General features: G+C 40.3%; 29 protein-coding genes. 25 read left to right on the top strand and 4 right to left on the bottom strand.

What is annotated here, in order from left to right; genetic code table 11:
- Positions 1-159 precede the first annotated feature (159 nt).
- Positions 160-2,340, bottom strand: coding sequence for an LTA synthase family protein (locus ADF62_RS00555; RefSeq protein WP_003097553.1), 2,181 nt, complete (start codon positions 2,338-2,340; stop codon positions 160-162).
- Positions 2,341-2,501: 161 nt separating this feature from the next.
- On the opposite strand from ADF62_RS00555, the gene ADF62_RS00550 reads away from it, so the two are divergent.
- From ADF62_RS00550 to ADF62_RS00495, 12 genes are all read left to right on the top strand, one after another.
- Positions 2,502-3,665, top strand: coding sequence for a class I SAM-dependent rRNA methyltransferase (locus tag ADF62_RS00550; RefSeq protein ID WP_037621530.1), 1,164 nt, complete (start codon positions 2,502-2,504; stop codon positions 3,663-3,665).
- Positions 3,662-4,339 (top strand): type I 3-dehydroquinate dehydratase, encoded by a 678-nt coding sequence (aroD, locus tag ADF62_RS00545; protein ID WP_003097550.1) that lies wholly within the window; start codon positions 3,662-3,664, stop codon positions 4,337-4,339. The genes ADF62_RS00550 and aroD overlap by 4 nt, the downstream gene beginning before the upstream one ends.
- A complete protein-coding gene (locus tag ADF62_RS00540; RefSeq protein WP_003097549.1) occupies positions 4,329-5,186 on the top strand; it encodes a shikimate dehydrogenase in 858 nt (285 codons plus the stop codon). Before aroD ends, ADF62_RS00540 begins: the two co-directional genes overlap by 11 nt.
- Positions 5,187-5,198: 12 nt before the next feature.
- The gene (gene aroB / locus ADF62_RS00535) at positions 5,199-6,266 is read left to right on the top strand and encodes a 3-dehydroquinate synthase (RefSeq protein WP_048787852.1); all 1,068 of its coding nucleotides are present in this window, start codon (positions 5,199-5,201) and stop codon (positions 6,264-6,266) included.
- Positions 6,267-7,433, top strand: a complete 1,167-nt coding sequence (gene aroC, locus ADF62_RS00530) for a chorismate synthase (protein WP_003097545.1) — start codon at positions 6,267-6,269, stop codon at positions 7,431-7,433.
- A 29-nt stretch (positions 7,434-7,462) separates the two neighbouring features.
- A complete protein-coding gene (locus tag ADF62_RS00525; RefSeq protein ID WP_037621527.1) occupies positions 7,463-8,569 on the top strand; it encodes a prephenate dehydrogenase in 1,107 nt (368 codons plus the stop codon).
- Positions 8,570-8,578: 9 nt separating this feature from the next.
- Positions 8,579-8,917: a YlbF/YmcA family competence regulator gene (locus ADF62_RS00520; RefSeq protein WP_003097542.1), complete on the top strand. Its 339-nt coding sequence runs from the start codon at positions 8,579-8,581 to the stop codon at positions 8,915-8,917.
- Positions 8,918-9,006: 89 nt separating this feature from the next.
- On the top strand, positions 9,007-9,957 hold the full coding sequence (locus tag ADF62_RS00515) for an L-lactate dehydrogenase (protein WP_037621525.1): 951 nt from the start codon (positions 9,007-9,009) through the stop codon (positions 9,955-9,957).
- A gap of 80 nt (positions 9,958-10,037) precedes the next feature.
- A complete protein-coding gene (gene aroA / locus ADF62_RS00510) occupies positions 10,038-11,321 on the top strand; it encodes a 3-phosphoshikimate 1-carboxyvinyltransferase (RefSeq protein WP_003097540.1) in 1,284 nt (427 codons plus the stop codon).
- Positions 11,314-11,805: a shikimate kinase gene (locus ADF62_RS00505; protein WP_003097538.1), complete on the top strand. Its 492-nt coding sequence runs from the start codon at positions 11,314-11,316 to the stop codon at positions 11,803-11,805. Before aroA ends, ADF62_RS00505 begins: the two co-directional genes overlap by 8 nt.
- On the top strand, positions 11,796-12,620 hold the full coding sequence (gene pheA / locus ADF62_RS00500) for a prephenate dehydratase (RefSeq protein WP_002890467.1): 825 nt from the start codon (positions 11,796-11,798) through the stop codon (positions 12,618-12,620). Before ADF62_RS00505 ends, pheA begins: the two co-directional genes overlap by 10 nt.
- An 11-nt stretch (positions 12,621-12,631) precedes the next feature.
- Complete coding sequence (locus ADF62_RS00495) at positions 12,632-14,062, top strand: LCP family protein (protein WP_003097537.1); 1,431 nt, start codon at positions 12,632-12,634, stop codon at positions 14,060-14,062.
- 39 nt (positions 14,063-14,101) lie between these two features.
- Here the strand turns inward: ADF62_RS00495 and ADF62_RS00490 are convergent, their stop codons facing one another.
- The 3 genes from ADF62_RS00490 to ADF62_RS00480 are packed head-to-tail and all read right to left on the bottom strand — an operon-like array spanning position 14,102 to position 16,685.
- Entirely contained in the window at positions 14,102-15,016 is a 915-nt protein-coding gene (locus tag ADF62_RS00490; RefSeq protein WP_003097535.1) for an ethanolamine utilization protein EutJ, read from the bottom strand.
- Positions 15,017-15,031: 15 nt separating this feature from the next.
- Entirely contained in the window at positions 15,032-16,096 is a 1,065-nt protein-coding gene (locus ADF62_RS00485) for an acyl-CoA dehydrogenase family protein (RefSeq protein WP_003097533.1), read from the bottom strand.
- A gap of 40 nt (positions 16,097-16,136) precedes the next feature.
- Positions 16,137-16,685, bottom strand: a complete 549-nt coding sequence (locus tag ADF62_RS00480) for a carboxymuconolactone decarboxylase family protein (RefSeq protein ID WP_002888987.1) — start codon at positions 16,683-16,685, stop codon at positions 16,137-16,139.
- 212 nt (positions 16,686-16,897) lie between these two features.
- Here ADF62_RS00480 and rlmD point away from each other — a divergent pair, with 212 nt between their 5' ends.
- The 13 genes from rlmD (at position 16,898) to ADF62_RS00420 (ending at position 26,638) form a co-directional block, all read left to right on the top strand.
- The gene (gene rlmD / locus ADF62_RS00475) at positions 16,898-18,259 is read left to right on the top strand and encodes a 23S rRNA (uracil(1939)-C(5))-methyltransferase RlmD (RefSeq protein ID WP_048787851.1); all 1,362 of its coding nucleotides are present in this window, start codon (positions 16,898-16,900) and stop codon (positions 18,257-18,259) included.
- A 208-nt stretch (positions 18,260-18,467) separates the two neighbouring features.
- A complete protein-coding gene (locus ADF62_RS11065; RefSeq protein ID WP_078142618.1) occupies positions 18,468-18,641 on the top strand; it encodes a hypothetical protein in 174 nt (57 codons plus the stop codon).
- Positions 18,638-19,417, top strand: a complete 780-nt coding sequence (locus ADF62_RS00470) for a replication initiator protein A (protein ID WP_048787850.1) — start codon at positions 18,638-18,640, stop codon at positions 19,415-19,417. Before ADF62_RS11065 ends, ADF62_RS00470 begins: the two co-directional genes overlap by 4 nt.
- A gap of 98 nt (positions 19,418-19,515) precedes the next feature.
- Positions 19,516-20,874 carry a DNA (cytosine-5-)-methyltransferase gene (gene dcm, locus ADF62_RS00465; protein ID WP_048787849.1) on the top strand — a complete coding sequence of 453 codons (1,359 nt, stop codon included), beginning with the start codon at positions 19,516-19,518 and terminating at the stop codon, positions 20,872-20,874.
- Positions 20,858-21,307 (top strand): hypothetical protein, encoded by a 450-nt coding sequence (locus tag ADF62_RS00460; RefSeq protein WP_048787848.1) that lies wholly within the window; start codon positions 20,858-20,860, stop codon positions 21,305-21,307. The genes dcm and ADF62_RS00460 overlap by 17 nt, the downstream gene beginning before the upstream one ends.
- Positions 21,300-21,680, top strand: coding sequence for an arsenate reductase (locus tag ADF62_RS00455; protein WP_048787847.1), 381 nt, complete (start codon positions 21,300-21,302; stop codon positions 21,678-21,680). Before ADF62_RS00460 ends, ADF62_RS00455 begins: the two co-directional genes overlap by 8 nt.
- 12 nt (positions 21,681-21,692) lie before the next feature.
- Positions 21,693-21,926 carry a hypothetical protein gene (locus ADF62_RS00450; RefSeq protein ID WP_000840778.1) on the top strand — a complete coding sequence of 78 codons (234 nt, stop codon included), beginning with the start codon at positions 21,693-21,695 and terminating at the stop codon, positions 21,924-21,926.
- 2 nt (positions 21,927-21,928) lie between these two features.
- Positions 21,929-22,516 (top strand): CPBP family intramembrane glutamic endopeptidase, encoded by a 588-nt coding sequence (locus ADF62_RS00445; RefSeq protein WP_048787846.1) that lies wholly within the window; start codon positions 21,929-21,931, stop codon positions 22,514-22,516.
- Between the two features lie 333 nt (positions 22,517-22,849).
- Positions 22,850-23,149: a hypothetical protein gene (locus ADF62_RS00440; RefSeq protein WP_000869753.1), complete on the top strand. Its 300-nt coding sequence runs from the start codon at positions 22,850-22,852 to the stop codon at positions 23,147-23,149.
- Positions 23,139-23,627 (top strand): hypothetical protein, encoded by a 489-nt coding sequence (locus ADF62_RS00435; protein ID WP_000093677.1) that lies wholly within the window; start codon positions 23,139-23,141, stop codon positions 23,625-23,627. Before ADF62_RS00440 ends, ADF62_RS00435 begins: the two co-directional genes overlap by 11 nt.
- Positions 23,627-25,504, top strand: a complete 1,878-nt coding sequence (locus ADF62_RS00430) for a VirD4-like conjugal transfer protein, CD1115 family (protein WP_048787845.1) — start codon at positions 23,627-23,629, stop codon at positions 25,502-25,504. Before ADF62_RS00435 ends, ADF62_RS00430 begins: the two co-directional genes overlap by 1 nt.
- A gap of 20 nt (positions 25,505-25,524) precedes the next feature.
- Positions 25,525-25,767, top strand: a complete 243-nt coding sequence (locus ADF62_RS00425) for a hypothetical protein (RefSeq protein WP_000627865.1) — start codon at positions 25,525-25,527, stop codon at positions 25,765-25,767.
- 16 nt (positions 25,768-25,783) lie between these two features.
- Positions 25,784-26,638, top strand: coding sequence for a conjugal transfer protein TrbL (locus ADF62_RS00420; protein WP_048787844.1), 855 nt, complete (start codon positions 25,784-25,786; stop codon positions 26,636-26,638).
- Positions 26,639-26,642: the final 4 nt, after the last annotated feature.

Here is a 26,642-nt window from a genome sequence, read left to right as displayed (position 1 = left end):
TTATAAGTTTTCTTACTAACTCTATTTAATCACGCTTACAGCAAACTAGCAAGAAATATGTTTGAGGCGAGTGCTATGAGGATTATGATTTTCCAGTTAAGTACGATTGATAATTGTTTAATCTTAAAAGGCAGTCCTGTTTGGACTGCCTTTTAAGGCTTATTGTTGTTCCGTTGAAGAGCTACTTGGCTCTGATTCACTTGAACTTGAGCTCGATTCAGATTCTGCAGGATGTAGTTCCTTGTAAGATGGGGTCTTGAATAGATCAGCCGTTGATTTATTGCCTTTTTGTTTGTAGAGGCTAGTTGATTTATCTTTCAGCTTTTTGTTGATCTGTTTCAGTTGATTCATCTGTTTCGTGTAGGAAATCGTGCTAGAATCAACATGTTTCAAACCATTTGGTGTATAGAAACGAAGGAGGTCACCAGTTTGAACAGCGTCACTCATCGAAAGCTGAGTGGCTACTGTCTTACGAATGGCTTCGTTATCCTTTTTAGTCGTTTCATCAGGGTTGGTAATTTCTTCCCCTGTTTGAGTGTTATAGAGTCTACCAGAATAGCTGGTGTATTGAGGAGTAACATATTGACCTGAGGTTCTAAATGCGACGGTTTGCTTATTATCAGGAGATAGGAGGTCTTGTCCCATCTGGATATAAGAGCTAGTGTCAACACCAAGAATGTGAAGGAGAGTTGGAAGGGCATCAACCTCTCCACCAAAGGTGTTAGAGATACCACCACCAGTATATCCTGGAATATGAATCATGTAAGGAACACGTTGAAGCATGGCTTTATCATAGTTTGACCAAGTTTCAGGGTTCTTACCGAGAAGTTCAGCAAGATTGCTGCTTCGTGTATCAGAGATACCATAGTGGTCACCGTACATGACAATAATCGAGTTGTCGTAAAGACCGGTTTCCTTAAGGTAATCAAAGAAGTCTTTGATTGCAGAGTCAAGATAGTTAGCTGTTGCAAAATATCCGTTGACTGTCTCATCTTTTGTTTCAGCGAGTGGGAAACCTTGTTCCTTTTCATCGCCTGAGAGTGAAGTGTATGGGTAGTGGTTAGATACGGTTAGGTATTTAACATAGAAAGGCTGTTGCATTTGTTCCAGATATTTGATGGAATCTGGAAACATGTACTTGTCATTTAGACCATACTGGAAGGAATTCTCATCAGTTTTTTCAGTGAAGGCTGATGAGTCAAAGAAGTAGTTATAACCCCATTGTTTATAGGTGTTATTGCGATTCCAGAAGGATCCAGTGTTTCCGTGGAAAACGGCTGAAGTATAGCCGCCTGTTTGAGCCAGGATAGATGGTGCAGCGTAGGCTGTATTGGTACCACCGTAGTTTACCATGTATGACCCTGTACTTAGTCCGAAGAGTGATGTTTCCATCAAGGTTTCAGCATCAGAAGTTTTTCCTGATTTAACTTGGTGGAAGAAATTTGAAAAGGCTAGGGTTTCATTTGAGTGGTAAATGGAATTGAGGAATGGTGTTACCTCATAAGACTGACCATCTACTTGGAGCTTGTAATCAATAAGAAACTGTTGGAAACTCTCCAAGTGAATAACGATAACGTTTCTTCCTTTAGCAATTCCGTAGTACTTAGGATCAGGTGCTGCATAGTGCTCCTTAACATAAGCTTCAACCTTTTTCATATCGTCTGCTGTTGCGGATGAACGAGCTTGTGAAGCTTGATACGTTAAGTTACCGGAATAAGCTGTAAAGAAAGGAATCCCCATAGCACGAACAATATAGTTGTTGGAGAAACCACGTGTCAGTAACTCACCACGGTTAACTTCCGCTAGAAATAGGTTAACTGAAAGAAGGAGTGTCGACAGTGCGGTGACGGCAAAACTAGCTCGTTTATTAAATGGCTTACTATCCGTTTTTAGTTTTTTCCTAAAACCAGCATAGATGAAGAAAGGAATATCAATCAGATAAAAGATATAACTTGGTTCAAGAAGGTTCTTAGCTGAATCTCCCAGTCCCGCTGCTGAACTAGAACTTGCCAGGATGGTATTTACAGTGATGAAGTCTGTAAACTCACCGAAGTAAATGACATTAGCAATAAGCAGGAGATTAAGGATGACATAAATAGCAATCGTTGTGCTATAAAAGAAACGTCTTTTCTTGAAGTAAAGTCCTAAACCTAACAGCATTAATCCTAGTGGAATAGGGTTAATCAGCGAAAGCATAACCTGATATCTGCTTTCCAACTCAAGATTAATGTTGACGTAATAAGCGAATATGGTTTTTAGCCAGTAAAAGAAGAGTAACAAGAGGACGAATCCGAGTCTTGATGAAACTCCTTTCCAAAAGGCTTCATTTATTTTTTTCAAAGTAATACTTCCTTTGATTCTATATTATCTTAACCATTATACCAAATAACAAAATGACTCTCAAAAATTTACTGCCATTGAGTGTGATATTCCTTGACATACAATTGACAAAATCTAGTTACGAAACAGAAATTATAGCATTTTTTTGGTATAATGGTAACATGAGTATATTGACAGTAAGTCCCTTTGCGGAGAAAAAAATCAAACAAGGTAAACAGCTTCTTTTAGCCGAAGATTTTCCAAATATAGCTGAAAATAATCAGTTGATTTATCTTTATAGCCAATCCAAAGAATTTTTAGGAACAGGCTATTTGTCGAGTCAAAATAAGGGGATAGGTTGGTTTTTGTCCCCTAAAAAGCAAAAATTGACAGTGACCTATTTTCAGGGGCTTTTTGAGAAGGCAAAAGCCAAACGTCAATCCTATTATGATAATGATTTAACGACGGCTTTTCGTCTTTTTAACCAAGATGGTGATGATTTTGGTGGTCTAACGATTGATTTGTATGGAGACTATGCCCTCTTTTCATGGTATAATGCCTTTGTTTATTCCTTGAAGGATGTTATTGTAGAGGCCTTCCAAGCGGTCTTTCCTGAGGTCTTGGGAGGTTATGAAAAAATCCGCTTCAAGGGTCTTGATTTCGAATCAGACCATCTTTTTGGGCAAGAGTCGGGTGATACCTTCACCATTTTAGAAAATGGGGTAACTTATGAGGTTTTCCTCAATGATGGGCTAATGACGGGGATTTTCCTTGATCAGCATGAAGTGCGTGATGGTTTAGTTAATGGCTTAGCCTTGGGTAAATCAGTTCTGAATATGTTCTCTTATACGGCCGCTTTTTCAGTGGCTGCAGCTATGGGGGGAGCGGTTGAAACGACATCGGTGGATTTGGCAAAACGTTCACGTGAATTATCGACGGCTCATTTTGAAGCTAATGGCTTCAGTATGGAAAATCATCGCTTGGTCGTGATGGATGTCTTCGATTATTTCAAATATGCAAAGAAAAAAGGCTTATCTTATGACCTTATCGTCATCGATCCGCCAAGCTTTGCTCGAAATAAGAAACGCACTTTCTCAGCAAATAAGGATTACCACAAGTTAATTGCACAAAGTATTGATATTTTATCAGAGCATGGGACAATCATCGCAAGTACCAATGCTGCTAATATGACAGTGCAACAGTTTAAGAAACAACTACGTAAGGGCTTGGGAGATGTTTCAGCGGACTTCGTTAACCTGCAACAATTACCAGCGGATTTTACCGTCAATCCTAATGATCCAACATCAAATTATTTGAAAGTATACACAATAAAGGTAAATAAATGAAAATTGTAGTTCCGATTATGCCAACTAGTTTAGAGGAGGCACAAGCGCTTGAACTGTCTCGTTTTGAGGGGGCAGACATTATTGAATGGCGTGCAGATTTTTTAGATAAGGATAGTATCTTAACGGTTGCTCCGGCTATTTTCGAGAAATTCGCAGGCTTTGAGATTGTCTTTACCATCCGTACAACGCGTGAGGGTGGTAGGCTTGAGTTAACGGATGCGGAATATGTCGCACTGATTAAGGATGTAGCTGCGATTTATTCGCCAGATTATATTGATTTTGAGTATTTCACACGTAAGGCTGTCTTTGATCAAATGCTCGAATTTTCAAACTTGGTTTTGTCTTATCATAACTTTAAGGAGACACCTGAAAACCTCATGGAACTTTTGTCTGAGATGGCAAACTTGACACCACGAGTGGTTAAGGTGTCAGTTATGCCTAAGCATGAGCAGGATGTTCTCGACCTTATGAACTTCACACGTGGTTTTAAGGCCTTTAATCCTGAGCAGGAGTTTGTGACCATGTCAATGGGTAAACTAGGTCGTTTGTCACGTTTTGCGGGCGACTTGATAGGGTCATCATGGACTTTTGCCAGTCTTGATAATGCCAGTGCTCCAGGACAAATTAGTTTAGCAGACATGCGCAGAATCAGGGAGGTTTTGGATGCAGATTGATGGACACACACGCCTAGCAGCTGTTGTCGCCAATCCAATCAAGCATTCGATTTCGCCGTTCATTCATAATTCTGCCTTTGAGAAGACACAAATTAATGGTGTTTATGTGGCCTGGGAGATTCCAGAGTCAGACCTGGCTGAGACAGTTAAAAATATTAGACGTTACGACATGTTCGGTATCAATTTGTCCATGCCATATAAGGAAGCAGTCATTCCTTTTTTGGATGAGATTAGTCCTGCAGCTCAACTGATTGGTGCTGTCAATACAGTTGTTAATCGTGATGGGCGTTTGATTGGTCATAATACGGACGGTTTTGGCTTTTTTGCTAGTCTAAAGAACTTTAGCCCTAAAGATGCCCGTCTGATGATTTTGGGTGCTGGTGGTGCGGCTAAAGCTATTGTGACGCAGGCAGTTCTTGATGGTGCCAAAAAAGTCAGTGTCTATGTTCGCCCTCAGTCATTTGATAAGGCAAAAAAGAGCTTTAAGTCCTTACTTGAACAGACAACTTGTCACTTGGAGTTCCATGCTTTAAATGATCTTAAGTATTTTAAAGAGGAACTAGGCCAGGCTGATTTATTGGTGAATGCGACGAGTGTTGGGATGGATGGCGCATCCTCGCCTATTCCTACAGATACAAAATTTCCTAAGGGACTCTTGGTTGCTGATATCATTTATCAGCCTTTTGAAACACCTTTCTTGGCCTTGGCTAGGAAACAGGGAATAGAGGCTGTGAACGGACTTGGCATGTTGCTTCATCAAGCAGCAGGTGCCTTTAAATTGTGGACAGGCAAGGACATGCCAACAGACGCCATTTGGCAGGAATTGGAAAATATTTACAATAGCTAGGAGGGGACGACTATGAAACTAGAGGTAAATTTAACACATAACCCTTATGACATTATCATTGAAAAGGGAGCCCTTAAGACGGTCGGTCAATGGGTGAAGTCACTTTGGGAACCACAAAAGATTGCCCTTATTACGGACAATCATGTGGGAGCTCTATATGCAGAAAAAGTTAAGCTTAGCCTGGAGCACGAAGGTTTTGAGGTTGCCGTTTTTGATTTTCTAGAAGGTGAAGCGAGTAAAAATCTTAAAACTGTTAATAAGGCTTATGAGTTTTTGATTAAGAATAGCATGACTCGTAGTGATGGTATTCTTGCTCTTGGTGGCGGTGTTGTTGGTGACTTGGCAGGCTTTGTTGCTTCAACTTATATGCGTGGCATTCACTTCGTTCAGGTTCCAACTAGTCTCACTGCCCAAGTGGATTCATCTATTGGTGGTAAGACGGGTGTGAACACACCATTTGCTAAAAATATCGTGGGAACTTTTGCTCAGCCTGATGGGGTTTTGATTGACCCTAATGTCCTTGAGACACTTGGTAAACGTGAATTGATTGAAGGTATGGGTGAGGTTGTCAAATATGGTTTGATTGACGATCCTGAGCTTTGGCACCTGCTTGAAAGCATCGATGGTTCAGTTCACAGTATCCTAGAAAACTCAGAAACTATCATTTATCGTTCATGTAACGTTAAGCGTAAAATTGTGGTTGAAGACGAGTTTGAAGGTGGCGTCCGTATGTATCTAAACTTTGGTCATACGATTGGGCATGCCGTTGAACAAACAGCTGGTTACGGTAAAGTTATGCACGGTGAAGCGGTAGCTATCGGAATGGTTCAGATTTCTCGTGTTGCTGAGGAAAAAGGTCTGATGCCTCAGGGAATCACACGTCAAATTGCTGAGATGTGTGTTAAATTTGGTTTGCCAGTGGACTATGAGCCATGGCGTGTTGAAGAGCTCTATACAGCTCTCACACACGACAAAAAAGCTCGTGGTAATAGCATTAAGACGGTTATCGTTCCAGAGATTGGTAAGGCAGCTATCAATCAGATTCCTTTAGTCGAAATGAAAGAGTACTTGGAGAAATAAATGAGATATTTAACAGCAGGTGAGTCTCACGGCCCACGTTTAACAGCAATTATCGAAGGTGTTCCAGCTGGTCTTTCCTTGACCGCTGAAGATATCAATGCTGATTTGAAACGCCGCCAAGGTGGTTATGGTCGTGGTGGCCGTATGAAAATTGAGTCTGATAAGGTTGAAATCACTTCTGGTGTTCGTCATGGGAAAACAACAGGGGCTCCGATTACCCTTCATGTTATCAATAAGGACCATCAAAAATGGTTGGACATCATGGCTGTGGAAGACATTGAGGATCGTTTGAAAAACAAACGTAAAATCACTCACCCACGTCCAGGACATGCTGACTTGGTTGGTGGAATGAAATACCGTTTCGATGATTTGCGTAATTCCTTGGAGCGTTCCAGTGCGCGTGAAACAACGATGCGTGTGGCAGTAGGTGCTGTCGCTAAACGAATCTTAGCTGAGCTCGATATTGAAATTGCTAATCATGTGGTTGTCTTTGGTGGTAAGGAAATTGATGTGCCTGAGAATTTGACGGTAGCCCAAATCAAGGAGTTGGCCCAACAATCTGAGATTTCAGTCGTTAACCAAGAACGTGAACAAGAGATTAAAGATTACATTGACCAAGTCAAAAAAGAAGGTGATACTATTGGTGGTGTCGTTGAAACGGTTGTTGGCGGCGTCCCTGTTGGCCTTGGCTCTTATGTGCAATGGGATACCAAACTTGATGCTAAGATTGCTCAAGCAGTTGTTTCCATCAATGCCTTCAAGGGGGTCGAGTTTGGTCTTGGATTCAAAGATGGCTACCTCAAGGGCTCTCAAGTGATGGACGAGATTCTCTGGAATGAAGAGGATGGCTATACGCGTCGCACTAACAACCTTGGTGGTTTTGAAGGTGGTATGACCAACGGGCAACCGATTGTGGTCCGTGGGGTTATGAAACCTATTCCAACCCTTTACAAGCCATTGATGTCAGTAGATATCGAAACACATGAACCATACAAGGCAACAGTCGAGCGTTCAGATCCAACGGCCTTGCCTGCAGCGGGTGTCGTTATGGAATCTGTAGTTGCTACAGTCGTAGCCAATGAAATCTTGGACAAATTCTCTTCTGATAACATGGAAGAATTGAAAGAAGCGGTAGCACGTCACCGTGACTATGTGAAAAACTTTTAAGCAGCATCAGACAATAGATGGGAGTAGTAATGAGTAAGAAAACTATTTATATCGCAGGATTGGGCTTGATTGGTGGCTCCTTGGCCTTAGGGATTAAAAGGGATCACCCTGATTATGAGATTCTTGGATATAATCGTTCTGACTATTCTCGAAATATTGCACTTGAGCGTGGGATTGTTGATCGTGCAACCAGTGATTTCAAAGAGTTTGCTCCACTTGCTGATGTGATTATCCTTGCAGTGCCAATTAAGCAAACTGTGGCCTACTTGCAGGAATTGGCTGACTTGGATCTCAAAGATAATGTCATCATCACAGACGCAGGGTCTACTAAGTTGGATATCGTTGAGGCAGCTGAACGTTACCTAACAGGTAAAAATATTCAGTTTGTTGGTTCCCACCCTATGGCTGGTTCCCATAAATCAGGGGCTATTGCAGCCGACGTGACGCTTTTTGAAAATGCCTATTATATTTTCACACCGACAAGTCTGACAAGAGAGACAACTATCCCAGAGCTTAAGGACATCTTGTCTGGGCTTAAGTCACGTTTTGTGGAGATTGATGCGGCTGAACACGACCGTGTAACCAGTCAAATCAGTCATTTTCCACACCTTTTAGCTTCTGGTCTTATGGAGCAGGCGGCTGATTATGCTCAGTCTCACGAGATGACCAATCACTTTGCGGCTGGGGGATTCCGAGATATGACCCGTATTGCAGAAAGTGAACCTGGCATGTGGGCTTCCATTCTCATGACTAATGGGCCTGCTGTCTTGGATCGTATTGAAGATTTCAAAAAACGTTTGGACCATGTGGCCGACTTGATTAAAGCTGAAGATGAGAATGCCATTTGGGAGTTCTTTGACAACGGTCGTAAAAAGCGTAAAGAGATGGAAATCCACAAAAAGGGTGGCGTGGAAAGTGCCTTCGATATTTTCGTGGATGTGCCTGACCGAGAAGACGTTATCCTTAGCATTATGGAATTGTTACGAGGAACGTCTTTGGTTAACCTTCGTATCAATGAAGAAAATCGTGAGGATATTCACGGTATCCTTCAAATTACTTTTAAAAATGAAAAAGATCGCACACATGCTAAGACTGTTATTGAAGCCAATACAGACTATCATGTGGTGATCGCCTAGGAGAATAAAATGACAAATATTTATGATTTAGCAAATGAGTTGGAACGTGGCATTCGTGCCCTTCCTGAGTACAAAACTTTGGTAGAGAAAAAAGAAGCGATTGCAGCTGATGCTGAGGCTAGCGCTCTTTTCAAAGAGTTTACTGATTTCCAAGAGGATTTCTATGCTAAAATGCAAGCTGGTACAATGCCAACAGCAGAAGAACAAGTAGCTGTTCAAGAATTGGGTCAAAAGGTAGAAGCTAATGCCCTTTTGAAAGAATACTTGGCTGCACAACAAGGTTTGTCTGTTTATTTAAATGATATTGAACGTATTATCTTCAAACCATTGCAAGAATTGAATAGTTAATTAGGGAGGGTGTGTCATTTGACAGGCCTTTTTCTGCTTTCAAAAGAGATTGTCTAAGGAAAAAACTAGAAATATTAAGGAGAAAAATGATGAGTCGTAAGATTGGAATTATTGGTATGGGAAATGTTGGAGCTGCGGTCGCTCATGGGGCAATTGCTCAAGGCTTGGCTGATAGCTATGTTTTTATTGACATTAATGAGAAGAAGGCCGAGGCAGATGCTCAGGATTTTAAGGATGCTATGGCAAATCTACCTAGCTATGCAAACATTGTTGTCAATGATTATGCAGCACTTGAAGATGCTGATGTGATTATTTCATCTCTTGGAAATATTCAGTTACAGCATAATGCTGGTGAGGACCGCTTTGCTGAATTTCCATTTACTCGAGAAGCCGTTTATCAGGTTTCTCAGAAGCTTAAAAAATTGGATTTTCAAGGAATACTCTTGGTTATCTCGAATCCTGTAGATGCTGTATCAGCCCTCTATCAGGAATTCACAGGCTGGCCAAGAGAACGTGTGATTGGGACAGGGACTCTACTCGATACAGCTAGAATGAAGGCAGCAGTAGGAGATGATTTGTCAGTCAATCCCAAATCAGTATCTGGCTACAATCTTGGTGAACATGGGAATTCCCAATTTACAGCCTGGAGTCAGGTTAAGGTCAAAGGTCAAGATATTACAGAATTGACCAGTGAAGAAGAGCGTCAAAATCTTTTTATGGCTTCTATGAAGGGTGGCCACAAGGTCTTTTATGGTAAGGGCTATACTTCATACGGCATTGCCAGTGCGGCTCTTCGTTTGGTAACTATTATCCTTTCGGATGCTCAAGAAGAAGTGGCGGTATCGAGCTATCAAGAAGCCTATCAGACCTATCTTGGATATCCAGTTATTTTAGGACGTCAAGGGGTGGTTGCTCCTGTTCACTTATCTTTGTCGGCTGAGGAAAATCGTCTTTTGGAGGAGTCTGCTAACTTAATTCGGAACCGTGTTCAAGAGGCAGTTGCCTTTCTAAGAGAAAAGTATACTAATACTAGAGAGTGAATATTTTGACAATTCAGTCTATGGTTGGGCTTTCGATTATGGTATAATGAAAGTAACTATAAAATTTTCAGGAGTAACCTATGAAACTAGAAACCAAGGCACAAGGTCTTCATGGCAGCTTGCGTATCCCTGGTGACAAGTCAATCAGTCACCGTTCGATTATGTTCGGAAGTCTTGCTAAAGGTGTGACAACTGTTCGTGATATTTTACGAGGTGAGGATGTCCTCTCAACCATGCAGGTCTTTCGTGATCTGGGTGTGACCATCGAGGATGACGGTGATGTGGTTCGCATTCACGGTGTTGGTTTTGATGGTCTCAAGGCTCCTCAAAACAAATTGGACATGGGTAACTCTGGAACATCGATTCGCTTGATTTCAGGTGTGCTCGCTGGTCAAGATTTCGATGTAGAGATGTTTGGGGATGATTCCCTTTCAAAACGCCCTATGGACCGTGTGACCATTCCCTTGCGTCAGATGGGTGTAGAGGTTTCTGGTCAAACAGATCGTGATTTGCCACCATTGAAAATGCACGGTAGCAAGTCCCTTAAACCTATTCATTACCAATTGCCTGTGGCCTCTGCTCAGGTAAAATCTGCCCTTATTTTTGCAGCTCTTCAAGCTGATGGTGAATCTGTCATCATTGAAAAGGAAAAAACACGTAATCATACGGAAGACATGATTCAGCAGTTTGGTGGTCAGCTTCAAGTAGATGGCAATGAAATTCGTATTTCTGGTGGACAAACCTTAACTGCCCAAGAAGTTGTGGTTCCAGGGGATATTTCTTCAGCCGCCTTTTGGTTGGTAGCAGGACTTGTGATGCCAAACTCTAAGATTGTCTTGGAAAATGTCGGTATTAACGAGACACGTACCGGTATCATTGATGTTATCAAGGATATGGGTGGTAAGATAAGCCTTTCAGATATTGACCAGGTTGCTAAATCTGCGACCATTACGGTTGAAACTTCAGAACTTAAAGGAACCAAAATTGGCGGTGACATCATTCCACGTTTGATTGATGAACTTCCGATTATCACACTCTTGGCGACACAAGCTCAGGGCAAGACGGTGATTCGTGATGCTGAAGAACTCAAGGTCAAAGAGACTGATCGTATTCAGGTGGTAGCAGATGCCTTGAATGCTATGGGGGCTGATATTGTTCCAACTGAGGATGGTATGATTATCACTGGTAAGACAGCTCTTCACGGGGCAGAGGTCAATACCTTTGGTGACCACAGGATCGGTATGATGACAGCCATTGCTGCCCTCTTGGTTCAAGATGGCGAAGTTAACTTGCAACGTGCAGAAGCTATCAATACAAGCTATCCAAGCTTCTTTAGTGATTTGGAAGGATTACTACATGGCTAAGGTTTTATTGGGCTTTATGGGAGTTGGTAAGAGTTCCGTCGCCCCATTCCTGGATGGTCGTTTCGTGGATATGGATCAGGTCATTGAAGAGAAAATCGGAATGTCCATTGCTGATTGTTTTGCCAAAGAAGGCGAAGCAAGCTTTCGTCAGATTGAGTCTGAGACTCTGGAAGCCCTCCTTCAAGAGGGAGATGACGTCATCATCTCTACTGGAGGTGGTGTCGTTGTGACGGAGCGCAATCGCCAGCTTTTGAAGAAAAATAGTAAGTATAACATATGGCTTCACGCTTCTTTTGATGTGGTCTATGACCGTATTAAAAAGGATACCAAGAATCAGCGCCCACTCTTTCTCAATCATTCTAAAGAGGAATTCAAGGCCATTTATGATGGTCGAATGGCCCTCTATCAAAGTTTGGCAGACCTGGTTATCACTGTTGATAACAGGACACCAGAAGAAGTAGCAAGGTTTATCAAATGTATGTAGGTTATTTGGGCCCAAGTGGGTCGTTTACGCATAATGCAGCCTTAAAGGCTTTTCCTGAGGCAGAATTGGTTTCATTAGGTACCATTACCGAGGTTATCAAGTCTTATGAAGAGGGACGTGTGGATTACGCAGTTATTCCTGTGGAAAATTCCATTGAGGGCTCTGTTCATGAGAGTTTAGACTATCTCTTCCATCAGGCCGATATTCGTGCTGTGGCAGAGATTGTTCAGCCCATCAAGCAGCAGTTGATGGCGACTAAACATCATGAGAAAATTGAGAAAATCTTCTCACACCCACAGGCCATTGCCCAAGGGAAAAAGTATATTAAACAGCATTTTCCACATGCCAAGATTGAGACAACAGCAAGTACAGCCTTTGCGGCGCGTTTTGTCGCTGATAATCCAGATCAGCCTTATGCAGCAATTGCTCCACATGCAGCGGCTAAGGAATACGGTCTTCAAATATTGGCTAAGGATATCCAGGAGATTGAAAAGAATTATACCCGCTTTTGGGTGCTGGGAAACACTGTTCCTGAGATTCCGCTCAATCAGATTGATTGTAAATTAACGCTGGCCTTGACCCTGCCTGATAATATGCCAGGGGCACTTTACAAGGCCCTATCGACCTTTGCCTGGCGAGGCATTGACTTGACCAAGATTGAAAGCCGTCCGTTGAAAACGGTACTTGGCGAGTATTTCTTTATTATTGATTGTGATTATACAAAGGAAAAGTTGGCTCAGTTCGCTCTTGAAGAGCTAACTGCAGTTGGAATTGGATATAAAATCTTGGGTGCTTACCAAGTCTATGAAATTTAAAGGGAAATCTTATGACCAAATCTAACGATGAGCCGTTTACGCATCATGAACGGTTACGTTACAACTATCTTTTAAAAAATCTTGCCCACCTTAATGGACAGCAGGCTTCGGAATTCAATTATCTACAAGGAAAGTTGGATGCTTATGAAGCGGAGCGTTCCTACGAGAGGTATCAGGGTCAAACTGCTGACTATCAAGAAGCACGGAGCCAGCCTTATAATAATCGTTCAAATTATTATCAGGCACCTGATTATGAGGATGTCAATCCGCTAACAGAGGAAGGTCTGCCTGTCTATCGAGAGGAAGCGCCTCAACGAAACGTTAAACGAAAAAAGGTTCAAAGACAAGCAGCCCCTTCAGCAACGTCGGCTCCAAGGTTCAAGTCGCAAGTAGTCAAGAAGAAGCGGCCAAAGAAAAAGCGAAGACTCAAGAAAGTCGTTAAGCTAGTGCTTAGTTGCTTAAGTCTTGGTGTTGTCTTTTTGGTGCTAGCAATGGCCTATCAATTTTACAAAGGAACTGACCTTTCTGCTGCTGGTAACAATGGTAAAGCCTATCAACCGGCCTTAGTCGAAACCTTTAACGGTAAAGACACTAAGGATGGGGTGAATATCCTTATTTTGGGTTCTGACCAACGAGTCAGCCAAGAATCTACCGAGGCCAGAACAGACTCCATTATAGTTGTCAATGTGGGCAATAAGGAAGGCAAAATCAAGATGGTAAGCTTTATGCGAGACACCTTGGTTAATATTAAGGGCGCTTCAGAGACAGACTATTCTCAGGATCTGAAACTCAATACTGCCTTCAATATTGGTGAGCAAAACAATCATCAAGGGGCAGAGCTTATGCGACAGACGCTCAAACGAAATTTTGACATTGATATCAAGTACTATGCCATGGTCGACTTTGAGACCTTTGCGGCAGGTGTTGATACCCTGTTCCCAGATGGCGTGAAAATCAATACTAAATTCTCCACTGTTGATGGTAAAAAAGTGTCCTCGGTCAAAGTTCCAGATGATTTGAGGATGGACAAGGATGGGAATGTTCCGAATCAAACCATTAAAGTCGGTAAGCAACAGATGGATGGACGAACTCTTCTTAATTACGCTCGTTTCCGTAAGGACGATGAAGGGGATTATGGGCGTACCAAGCGGCAACAACAAGTGATGCAAGCTATTATGAAGCAAGTTAAAAATCCTATTAGTCTTTTCAAGGGTTCTGAGGCTTTAGGAAAAGTATACTCACTGACTTCAACCAATATGAGCATGACGGAAATGTTGGATTTGGGTCTTTCAAATGCCGGTAGTTTCAAAAATGGTATCAGTTCTCAAACTATTCCATCAGATGGTGATTGGATTGACAGCTATGATTTATATGGCGGTCAAGGAATCGAAATTGATTTTGACAGTTACCAGGATAAATTAAAAGAACTAGGATTTAGATAAATAAAAAAACAAGCATGTTCTGTGAACGTGCTTATTTTTTTAGCGTTTAGCTTGTATAAAATCATTATACAGAAGCTTAATAAAATGATAGAGCAAATAGGCCATAATAGCCAGAACTAAAATCAGCTCGATAGTGTAAATCAATTGAGTTACTGGATTGACTAGCCCAAGACTTGTGGTAGCTGCTTTAAAAGCATTGACACTATTGACTAATGGGAAGCTAAAGGCAGCAAAAAGTGGGATAAAACCCTTGTTAACGAGTCTGGCAAAGAGTCTCAAGGCGCAGAAAAAGAAAATTTGGGAGAAGACAAACAGGCCGACTAAAATGATAGTTGCAGGTCTTTGATTACTCTTGATTGAGCTGGTAATGAGAAGGGCCAGAGGTGCTGCTAAAATAGCGAGTATAGGCTGATATAGGTGAGGGATGGCTATCTGTTTCATTCTCCATAAAACAAGTGGAAAGAGGGCCAGGGTCGCTAATCCCGTTAGTCCTAGGATAAGCCCCTTGATACTATTTGGAATACCATCCGGAACGGTTACAAGACTAATTGCAGGGCCTACATAAACCACGAACCAACTTGGATAGACTTGTTCTAAGGCTAGTGGGCGCAGAAAACGTAGACTGAAAAAGATGATATAGGCAATATAAAGTCCAAGGAGCCCTATCCATGTGATACTTAGGTCAGTTTGAGCTAGTGGAAGGCGACTGGTAAAGAGAAAGGCAGCCATAAAGAGGCTGGGAAAGGCCGAAGCTATGACTGGATTATGCAAATCTTCTTGAGTTTGTCTATAGCCAATGATCAGGCGTCCTAGCACTAGGAAAAAGCCAAAAACGGCTATAAGCCAAATACCCTGAGCAATCAGGGTAAGTTGACTTATTTGATTGGATAAACTAAAGAGGGCAAGTACCAGACTAGATAGGGCCAAGGGAATTTTCTTGAAAAATACCTTCATTGGTCCACAGTCTTTCTAGCTAGCTGCAAGGATATGGCGAAGCTGAACCGCACTCGGAGATACAATTGGAAGGAAGACGCCTTCATTCCAACGACGGATAAAGCTTGACTCTGATTCTTTCAAATAGCCACGACCACCACTAGCCTGAAGTTCGAGGAGCAGGCTGTTAGCTACGACATCGACAATATCGATACGCAATTGGAAAAGTTCACGTGGTTTGTCAATGAAATAATCGGCATCATTAAGACCCGAAAAGAGTTGATCTTGAATAGCAAGAAGATTTTCACGTGTTGCTTCAAATTCCTCACGAAGAACGCTACGGTTACTGTTTAGACTAGCTTCAACCTCATCAAGAGAACGTTGGGCCAAACCAAAGGCAAGACCAAACTGGAAACCAAGAAAGTTTGGACGTGTTTTGGCAATGTAGTCGGTACCATTTTTTGAAAGGACCCAATTAGGATCAAGTTTGACATGATCGAAAGTAAGAGAAGCGGTGTTAGCTCCTTGAAGAGAAACAAATTCCAAATCTTCGGAACGACTAAGACCTTCAGCTTCAGATGGAATAGTGATAATCCAAGGTTGGCTACCGTCTTTAAAGTCAGCAGCAAAGAGAGCTGCAAACTTATCTGCACGAAGATTAGTTACCCAAGGCAAACGACCATCGAGATAGTAGTCATCACCTTCTTGGCTGAGGGTCACATTCAATTCTTCAATGTCAGACAAGAATTTGACGGCATTTGATAAGCCAGTTCCACCAGCACGCTCACCAGTATACAATTCTTTCAACCAGGTTTCACGAGGGTAAGCATTGTCGCTAGCTAGGATATAGTCAATGAAAGTACGGTGTCCCCAAGAAATAAAGGAAGCTGTCAAAGAATGTTGTGCCAATTCATTAAGCACATCAACAACTTGAGTAGGACCACCACCTAGGCCATCAAACTCAGCAGGTACGCCTATTTTAAAGACGTCGTTTTCAGCAATTTTTTCAAGAAGTTGGTCCGCAATTGGTCCAGACTCTTGGTCAATATGGTCAGCGTTGGTGTCCAACCAAGTAAGGAATTCTTTTGAAAAATGTGACATAGGCTTAGGTCCTCCTCTAGTTTATCAGTTTAGCTTTGCATTAAGCGAATTCTTGAAGTTCAGGGTTAATTGGTGTTTGTGCGAGATTGTTAGCGTAGTTACACAAGCTTGCAAGGCTGACACCCAAGATAACGTCAAGGGCATTTTGTGCAGTGTAACCAGCTTCCAAGAAGTCGTTGTAGGCTTCGTCACCAACAGCACCTTTGGTATTGATTACAGCAATAGTGAATTTAGCGAGGGTATCAAGTTTTGGATCGTCCTCAATTGGTGTACGGTTACGAAGAGCTTCCAAAAGTTGAGGTGTCATTTGGATTTGCTTGATTGAAAAGGCTGTGTGACCTGCCACACAGAAGGCACAGCCATTAGTAACAGCAGCTGTAATTTGAACAACTTCACGTTCAGTTGGTGTCAATGAATTACGACGGTTGATTTCACCGACAGTGCGGTAAGTTTCAAGCGCAGTTGGCGCATTAGCAAGGAGACCAATCAAGTTTGGAATGAATCCCCCATTGGCATCTTTGACTGTCTGAAGGACGTCTTTGACTTCTTCTGGTGCAGTTTCGATTGTATGAATGGTAATATCTGGCATGATTATTCTCCTTTAGATAGAAACGACATCTAGCCAAGTAGCTGAGCCGTTTAATTTTTTGTCATGGACCTATGATAGCACTGTATGACTTTTCTGAAAAATCTATATTATTTATGGCCAGCCATAAATTTGATTTATATGTGCTATAATGGAGGGTAGCAAGTGGCTTTTAGGTCCCTCTAAAGCCCTATAAGAGTAAAGAAAGTTGAATTATGTTAAATAAAAACGCTATTGTAGAAGTTGAAATTGTTGATTTGACACATGAAGGAGCAGGCGTTGCTAAGGTGGACGGCTTTGTCTTTTTCGTGGATAACGCCCTACCAGGCGAAGTCATCAAGATGCGAGTGCTTAAGCTCAAGAAAAATATCGGCTTTGGTAAGGTTGAGGAGTATATGACCCTTTCACCAAACCGTAATCAGGACATTGATGCGACCTATCTTCGTTCAGGAATTGCTGATTTTGGGCATATGACTTATGAGGAGCAGCTTAAGTTCAAGCGTAAACAAGTTGTGGACAACCTCTATAAGACAGCAGGTATCTCAGACGTAGAAGTCGCTGAAACATTGGGGATGGATACACCGTACGCTTACCGTAATAAGGCGCAGGTGCCCGTTCGCCGTGTTAAAGGTCAGCTTGAAACTGGTTTCTACCGCAAGAATTCGCACGACTTGATTCCAATTGAAGATTTCCTTATCCAGGACAAGGAGATTGATAAACTCATTGTCTTTGTACGTGACCTTCTCCGTCGCTATGACCTCAAACCTTATGATGAGAAGGAGCAGACAGGTTTGATTCGTCATTTGGTAGTTCGTCGTGGTCATTATTCAGGTCAGATGATGTTGGTCTTTGTAACGACCAGACCAAAAGTTTTCCGTATTGACCAGATTATTGCTAAGATTACGGAAGCTTTTCCAAGTGTCGTTTCAATCATCCAAAACATCAACGATAAGAACACTAACGCCATCTTTGGTAAGGAGTTCCGCACCCTTTATGGTCAAGACACCATCACAGACAGTATGTTGGGCAATGACTATGAGATTTCTGCCCAGTCTTTCTATCAGGTTAACACCGAGATGGCTGAAAAACTCTATCAAACAGCTATTGACTTCTCAGATCTAAACAGCGACAGCATTGTTATTGATGCCTATTCAGGTATCGGGACAATAGGTTTATCATTTGCCAAACAGGTCAAGGAAGTCTACGGCGTTGAAGTCATCGAAACAGCCGTTGAAGATGCCAAGAAAAATGCAGAATGCAACGGCATTACTAACGCCCACTATGTGGCTGACTCAGCTGAAAATGCTATGGCCAAGTGGAGCAAGGATGGTATCAAACCAGACGTCATCATTGTAGATCCACCACGCAAGGGCTTGACGGAAAGCTTCATCAAAGCCAGCGTCGCCATGCAACCTGAGAAGATTACCTATGTCTCATGTAACCCAGCAACCATGGCGCGTGATATCAAACGCTATCAAGAATTGGGCTATGAACTGAAGAAAGTACAGCCGGTGGATCTATTTCCTCAAACGCATCACGTGGAGTGTGTAGTGTTGCTACAACGAAAAATAGGGTGAAAATCCTTGATTTTAAGCTATTTTACAAGCATTTTGTCTTTGTAGATAAAGGCAATTTTGACGTCAGAAAAGTCCTAAAAAGGCACATAGATGTATATGTATTTGTAGATGTCGTTTGCGCATCGGAAAAATGAATACAACAATAAATATTTAACTAACGAGAGAACAATTGTATATTGTTCTCCTTTTTTTATTTTCAGGAGGGAAAATGACAAAAGAATTACAATCATCACGCTATATTGTCATTTCATTTTTAGTACGTGAAATGGGAATAGATATTGTTGAAGCCATCTCTCTTATGGCTGAATTAGAAAAAAGTGGCTTGGTTCGATTGGAATCAAGTGGAAATTTAATACTCAAAGAACTTGGAGGAGCGTTATGAAACGAATAACCGCAAATCAATATCAAACTTCAGAACGGTATTACAAATTACCTAAAATTCTTTTTGAGGATGAGAAATATATGGATATGAAACTAGAAGTAAAGGTAGCTTATTCTATTTTAAAGGATCGTTTAGAATTATCTCTCAGTCGCGGTTGGATAGATGAAGAAGGAGCGGTTTATTTAGTATTTTCTAATTCTAAACTGATGAAGCTATTAGGTTGTTCGAAGTCAAAATTACTGTCCATCAAAAAAATTCTTAAAGAATATGACTTAATTGATGAAGTTCAACAGTCTTCAAGTGAGAAAGGGAGACTTGCTAATAAGATTTATTTAGGGGAATTGTCTTCTACCCAAGTAGGAAATTCAAACAGGCCTAGTGTTAAAAAAAGACTAGGGCAGGATGAAAATGAAACGGCCCCCGTCTCTTATTCAGCCCCTAGTGAGACTGAAGTTAGTGAGACTAAATATAGTGAGACTGAATCTTTATTTATTGAGGATGAGGAAGAAAGGAATTCTCAACCTATTTTGAGAAGAAAAGTCGAAAAGGTCACAAAATATGATCGAGATTATATTTGGGGATTGGTACAAGATCAATTTAGACGAGAAGGTTTTTCTGAAACAGCTAGTGAAATTGCTATGACTGATTTTGAGAGAATCTATCAGTATGCTCTAGATAATGTTCACTTTGTTAGACGAGCGGAAGTACTTGCTGAATTTGTGTTTAATGGCTTGTATTCCGTTTGGAATAACCGTGTTAGAAAAGGAGGTGGTTAAATGTCGCCAATCGAGTGGATATTAGTTATGCTCATTGTCATTTCAAGTGGTGTGACACTTTGGACATTGATAGTCGATCAGAAAGGGGTGATAAAGAAATGAAATTTATTGATTTATTTTCAGGTATCGGTGGCTTTCGACTAGGAATGGAAAGTGTCGGACACGAGTGTATTGGATTTTGTGAGATTGATAAATTTGCTAGAGAATCTTATAAGTCCATTTTTCAAACAGAAGGAGAAATAGAATTTCATGACATACGAGATGTTTCAGATGACGAATTTAAAAAACTTAGAGGGAAAGTCGATATCATCTGTGGGGGATTCCCTTGTCAAGCATTTTCAATCGCAGGAAGACGATTGGGATTTGAAGATACTAGAGGCACTCTGTTCTTTGAAATTGCTCGGGCGGCCAAACAAATCCAACCACGTTTTCTTTTTCTTGAAAATGTTAAAGGCCTACTCAATCACGATAAGGGACGGACGTTCACCACAATCCTTACCACGCTTGATGAGTTGGGGTTTGATGTTGAGTGGCAGGTGCTTAACAGTAAGGATTTTGGCGTTCCCCAAAACAGAGAGAGGGTGTTTATTATCGGACATTCTAGAAAGAAAGGTACCAGACTCCTATTTCCTTTCAGACGAGAAGGTCAAGCAACTAACTCTGAGACTTTGAAAGAACTAGGGAATTTAAATCCATCAAGAAGTGGAATGAGTGGTGAAGTCTATTATTCAGAAGGTCTTGCGCCAACTTTAGTTCGTGGAAAAGGAGAAGGATTTAAGGTTGCGATTCCTTGTATGACACCAGATAGATTAGACAAAAGACAAAATGGTAGACGTTTCAAGGATAATCAAGAGCCAATGTTTACTTTAAATACTCAGGATCGTCATGGCATTGTCGTTGTTGGAGATTTACCGACTAGCTTTAAGGAGACAGGTCGTGTCTATGGAAGTGAGGGCTTATCTCCAACACTGACTACAATGCAAGGTGGAGATAAAATTCCTAAAATACTAATTCCAGAACCAATCCAATTTCTAAAAGTCCGAGAGGCAACGAAAAAAGGATATGCTCAAGCAGAGATTGGGGATTCAATCAATTTAGAAAGACCAAGTTCTCAGTATCGTCGTGGTAGAGTTGGAAAAGGTATAGCTAATACGTTAACAACTAGTGGGCAAATGGGAGTAGTAGTGGCTAGCTATGAAGGAGAAGATAAACAAGTTTACCAAGTAGCTGGTGTTTTAATAGATGGACAATTTTACCGTTTGAGAATACGACGAATCACTCCTAAAGAGTGTTTTCGCCTGCAGGGCTTTCCTGATTGGGCTTTTGAAGCTGCTAGAAAAGTTTCTAGTAATAGTCAGCTCTATAAACAAGCTGGTAATAGTGTAACCGTTCCTGTGATTGCCGCAATCGCAAAGAAATTAAAAGAAATAGAGGAAAAAGATGAAAGCGTTAAATAAAGAGTCAATACTATATTGTGATGAATTAGAAACAGAATTACATGATGCAGAAATGATGCAGTTGGATGAACAAATATTTTTGATGCCCAATTATCCATGTGAGTTTGAGGTGACATTTTTAGATTATTACCATAAAAAACATAATTACCCACTATTTTATGAATCCTATCTTCAAAACATTATGGAATTCCTTGAAAGTCAGGATATAAAGAACGGAGCTGATGCTTTTGTAGATGATCATCAGAATCTTGTTTTTGTTTTATATGGGCAAGGCTATCGAGCCGAGGGAAAAGAGGGAATACTTACAACCCAAGTAACTGTAAAAGCTTATGATGAAGACAAGAAACCGATTAACTTCTCCAATTTATTAGATTCCTTAATCGTCTCAGAATATAAAATGGAACCGAATCTTTGGGAGGTCTCCCATGATTGATCTCTATCTAAGTAAAAATAACCATAGAAATCAACTTCTTTTAGAATTCTTCCAAAACTATGGCATTGAGGTATCCTGTCATTCGATTTCTGAAATGACAAGGGATAAATTAATTGAGCTGATGAGCTATTCTTCAGATTGTTTTGAGTTTTTATCTCCCAATTTATTACGATTTAAGAACCGTGACAATTTAAGATTAACGGATTTCATTGAAATGATATTAAAAAATCCTGAACTAACCATCAGACTTCCTCTTGCGGTTTCAAATAAGAGAGTTTATCCAAATCTAAATTTGGAGGAAGCTAGAGCTTTATTGCCAAGAGATACGAAACAATTGATTTACATGGAACAAACACATTATTTATCTAGTTAAAGGAGAAGCAATATGGCTGAACGATTTTGGGAGAACTTGTCCATTATTTTGGCTGAAAGAAATATTAGCTGGATTGAGTTAACCAGAAAAATGTTTGCGGGAGAGTTTCACTATCCAAGTGAATTGAATCGTTTGTATCAAAAGATTAGGCACTACAAGGTGGAACAACGAATGCCTCAAAGTCCATGGGTAGAAAGGATTGTACAGGTATTAGATTTAGATTATGAAGATTTATTTCGGAGGTAACTATGAAAAGAATAATTCCAGTTTATATATTCCAACAAGTAAATGTCCTATTGGTATCTCTATACTTACTGAAATTTCTTTGTATCGGTGAGTTAACTATACTACAGATTCTCTATGGTTCGTCACTCATTTCTTTTTTATGGATGTATGGCCAACGTAAAAAAGTGCATAAGGTCAGTATGAAATCTAGGATGAAATGGCTTGGTATTGGATTAGCTAGCCTACTGATTATAAGTCTATGTTTTAGCCTAATCCATGCTCAAGGAAGCACGAATCAAGCAAACTTAATTGGCCTACAACATCAGGTTCCTTGGTTTTCATTTTTATTGTTCTTAATCAATGCGAGTATGGTTGAAGAATTTCTGTATCGAGAAATTTTATGGAACTTGGTTAGAAAATTAGATATTCGAGTTGGTTTGACAAGTGTTTTATTTGCCTTAGTACATCATCCAGGAACCATTCTAGCTTGGTGTTTATATGTTTCACTTGGGATGTTTTTAGGGCTTGTACGCTATAAATCTGACTTATGGGGAAGTATGGGTTTACATTTGGTGTGGAACCTACTAGTTTATAGTTTGCTGCTTTTTTAGACAAAATTAGCTTATTTTAGGGAAATGAAATGCTAACGTTATGTAACAATGTTAGTCTTTTATTTCAAAATCTTTGTTTAGTATGAATTTAGCTCTGCAGGAAAATAAAAAATGTGATAAAAATTTCAACTACTCTTATCTATAATAAAGCTACCTGTTCTTTGAAAATTGAATCCACTCCGTCTTGATTAGCGTGCCTGTGTAAGTAGGGACTGAGAGTATTTCCCTGTGAAGGGCAACTGGCACAAGACGTGTGTGAGAATTTTCTAACAGACACGGAGTTTATCGTTACCAGACTTAAACGATGCGACAAACTAGATAAAGGAGTTAATCATGAAGGTAGTAAACTTGTATGATTTGAAACAAATGGGAAATAAAGGTGGTTGTACCATCCAATTGATTCATCACTTTCCTTTTGGTATGGGCTTAGGACATCTCAAAAAAGACTACATTGAATTTAAACGTGTTGGTATCTTTGATGGGAAAGCAGTAGAAGTTACTCTTCGAGAACCTTATTCGAGAGATCTACTGCAGGTTGTCAAGTCGATTAAGCAACGTCAGAAATTGATAGCTTATCGTTATAAAGAAGGAAAGCTGCTATTTGTGAAGAAGGAGGCATCAGATGTCCTCTGAACAACAGGAACGAATGGCAGTTCAATATGCTGAGCGTAGTCTTTTATTTACTGTCAAAAGTCTCTTAAAGATTCTAGAATGGTCTAGACGTCAGGCTTTAGCACAGGATTCTGCCTATAAGATAGGGGTACAGAAATTAGAAGAATTGCTACAATCTCCTTATTCGATTGATACGATTAATCTGAAAAAAGATTTTTTAGACAAACCAATTGATATAGAGAAATTTAAAGCCTTTTTAGAAAAAGAAGAGATTCCTTTAGCCATCGCTTGGCAAGGGGATTCTCTACATTTCTACACGAAAGACCGTTCGATTCTAGATAATCATTTAGACCATCTGTTAGAAAAAATGGTTAATGATCCGGAGAAATTAGCTGATTTTACTATGGATAAGTCATTAGACGATGCAATTGATGAGGCTAAATCCCAAATTACCTTTAGACAAGAAGGAGCCGTTAAACAGAAAGAGATGGTGAGATGATGTACAGTGGAAAGAAATTCCTACTATTCTCACTGTTAGGTATCTTCCTAGGCTATCTTTTTCATCGTTTGACGCTTTTGTATGATTCCTATACTGGAAATAGCTTAGATAAATGGACTCATCTTCTAATGGAAGGTCAAGATGAAGTTCTTCAGTCGCCATGGAATGTTTCTTTTACTGGAAAATCAAGTGCTTTTTTTCTACTAGGCTTTGTGATGATGTTGCTGGTTTATCTCTATCTAGAGACTGGTAAAAAACAATACCGAGAAGGGGTAGAATACGGGAGCGCCCGTTTTGGAACCCTAAAAGAAAAGAAGCTCTTTTACGGCAAGGAATTTTCTAATGATACGATCTTAGCACAAGATGTTCGTCTGACATTATTAGATAAAAAACCACCTCAATATGATAGAAATAAGAATATTGCGGTGATTGGAGGTTCAGGAAGTGGGAAGACCTTTCGCTTTGTGAAACCCAATCTGATTCAGATGAATAGTTCTAATATTGTAGTGGATCCTAAAGATCACTTGGCCGAGAAAACAGGCAAACTCTTTTTAGAACATGGCTACCAAGTAAAGGTGTTAGATTTAGTCAATATGAAGAACTCAGATGGCTTTAATCCTTTTCGCTATATAGAGACAGAAAACGATTTGAATCGCATGCTGACGGTTTATTTCAATAACACCAAAGGCTCTGGCTCCCGTAGTGATCCATTTTGGGATGAAGCTTCTATGACTTTAGTCCGTGCTTTAGCCTCTTACTTGGTCGATTTCTATAATCCACCCAAAACAAGAGAACAGCTCATAGAAGAAAGTCGTTTAAGTCAAAAAGAATATCAAAACTTGTTGAAACGTCAAAAAAAAGAAGTGGAAGAGCGAAAAAAACGAGGGCGTTATCCAAGTTTTGCTGAAATCTCAAAACTCATTAAACACTTATCCAAGGGTGAAAACCAAGAAAAAAGTGTCTTAGAAATTCTATTTGAAAATTATGCTAAAAAGTATGGAACTGAAAATTTTACCATGCGAAATTGGGCAGATTTTCAAAATTATAAAGATAAGACTCTGGATTCTGTTATAGCTGTAACCACTGCTAAATTTGCCCTCTTCAATATTCAAAATGTCATGGATTTGACCAAAAGAGATACCCTTGATATGAAGACATGGGGCCAGGAAAAATCAATGGTTTACTTAGTTATCCCAGATAATGATAGTACCTTTCGCTTTCTTTCAGCCCTCTTTTTTTCAACCGTATTTCAAACCCTAACAAGACAAGCAGATATTGATTTTAAGGGTCAATTGCCTCTTCATGTGAGAGTCTATTTAGATGAGTTCGCAAATATCGGAGAAATTCCAGATTTTGCTGAACAAACCTCAACAGTCCGTTCTCGAAACATGAGCCTCGTTCCCATTCTACAAAATATTGCCCAACTTCAAGGACTCTATAAAGAAAAAGAAGCTTGGAAAACCATTTTGGGGAACTGTGATAGTTTAGTCTACTTAGGTGGTAATGATGAAGATACCTTTAAATTTATGAGTGGCTTACTCGGTAAACAAACCATTGATGTTCGAAATACTAGTCGTTCCTTTGGCCAGACAGGTTCAGGATCCCTTTCTCATCAAAAGATTGCTCGTGATTTAATGACACCTGATGAAGTCGGAAATATGAAACGGCATGAATGCCTGGTTCGAATTGCTAATATGCCAGTCTTTAAAAGCAAAAAATACAGTTCCACTAAGCATCCAAACTGGAAATACCTAGCCAATCAAGAAACCGATGAACGGTGGTGGAACTATCAAATCAATCCTTTGAATCAAAGACAAGAAAATCATCTTGAAGGCCTTAGAATTCGTGATTTAACTTTTGAATCTAGTTTAAAATAAAAATAGAAAAGAGGAAATAGATGATTACGCATTTTAAAGGTTTTGTTTATGGAGTAGACGCAAGTGCTATGTTTGCACAAGCTATGTCTTTGTTACAGAAGGGATTGATTGCAGTTGGTGCCTTTCTCGTTGTTGTGGGGATTGTCAACCTTGCAACCAACATTAAAGATGGTGGACCAGGTGTTCGGAATGCCATTCTTGAAATTGTCGGTGGTGTTATGGTAGGGGCTGCTGGAGCCTTTGTAACTCAAATTTCAATTTAGGAGGATAAACAATGACATGAATCTTAGTTTAGTCTCACCCTTTGTTTACCTTGCATCTGAAAAAATATCAGCTGAAAATTTATTTGAAGGATTTAATGTGGATTTACAATCTACGGTAGATCTGATTAAATCCCTATCTAACTACAATCCAACCGTTTGGACTTATATGTCTAGTATTACTAAAAGTGTCATGCAGCCTCTTGGAGTTGCGATTTTATCAGTTGTTCTCATCTTAGAATTTTCGAAGATGGCAAAGAAGATTGCTAACTCAGGTGGAGCGATGACCTTTGAAGCATTAGCCCCGATGTTGATTAGTTATATCATGGTCGCAGTTGTAATTACCAACACTACCGTCATTGTAGAAGCCATCATCGGGATTGCGAGTCATGCCATTGAACAAGTGGCTTCGATTGTGGCTCACGGTGGGGCAAAGTATGATACCATCTCTGGATTAAAAGGTTCAGGCTTTATTGGCCGGATGATTGTAGGCTTTTTCGCCCTCCTCATTTGGCTTGTTCGGATAGTAAGTGCAGCCATGGTCAATCTTTTGGTATCCATTCGATTTATTCAACTTTACCTTATGATTCCATTTGCCCCTCTTACGATTCCAACATTTTTAAGTGATGAGTGGAAGTCTATTGGTATTGGCTATTTAAAAAATATTATGGTCTATGCGGTACAAGGGGTTCTCATTTTTCTGATTGTTTCTCTTGTTCCTTTGTTTGAATCTGCTGGGAAAATAGCTGTTTCAAATGGTGCAGGAGTCCTGCAATCTCTTGCGATTATGTTTGGTAGTTTAATACAAGCTATCTTACTGATTATTGCCCTCGTTGGTTCTCAACGTACGGCTCGCTCAATCTTAGGTATGTAATTAG

Source organism: Streptococcus sp. 1004_SSPC, assembly GCF_001069025.1.
GTDB classification, from domain to species: Bacteria; Bacillota; Bacilli; order Lactobacillales; family Streptococcaceae; genus Streptococcus; species Streptococcus vestibularis.
The sequence above is the reverse complement of the archived record's forward strand: the minus strand, read 5'-3'. Positions and strand labels throughout refer to the sequence as shown.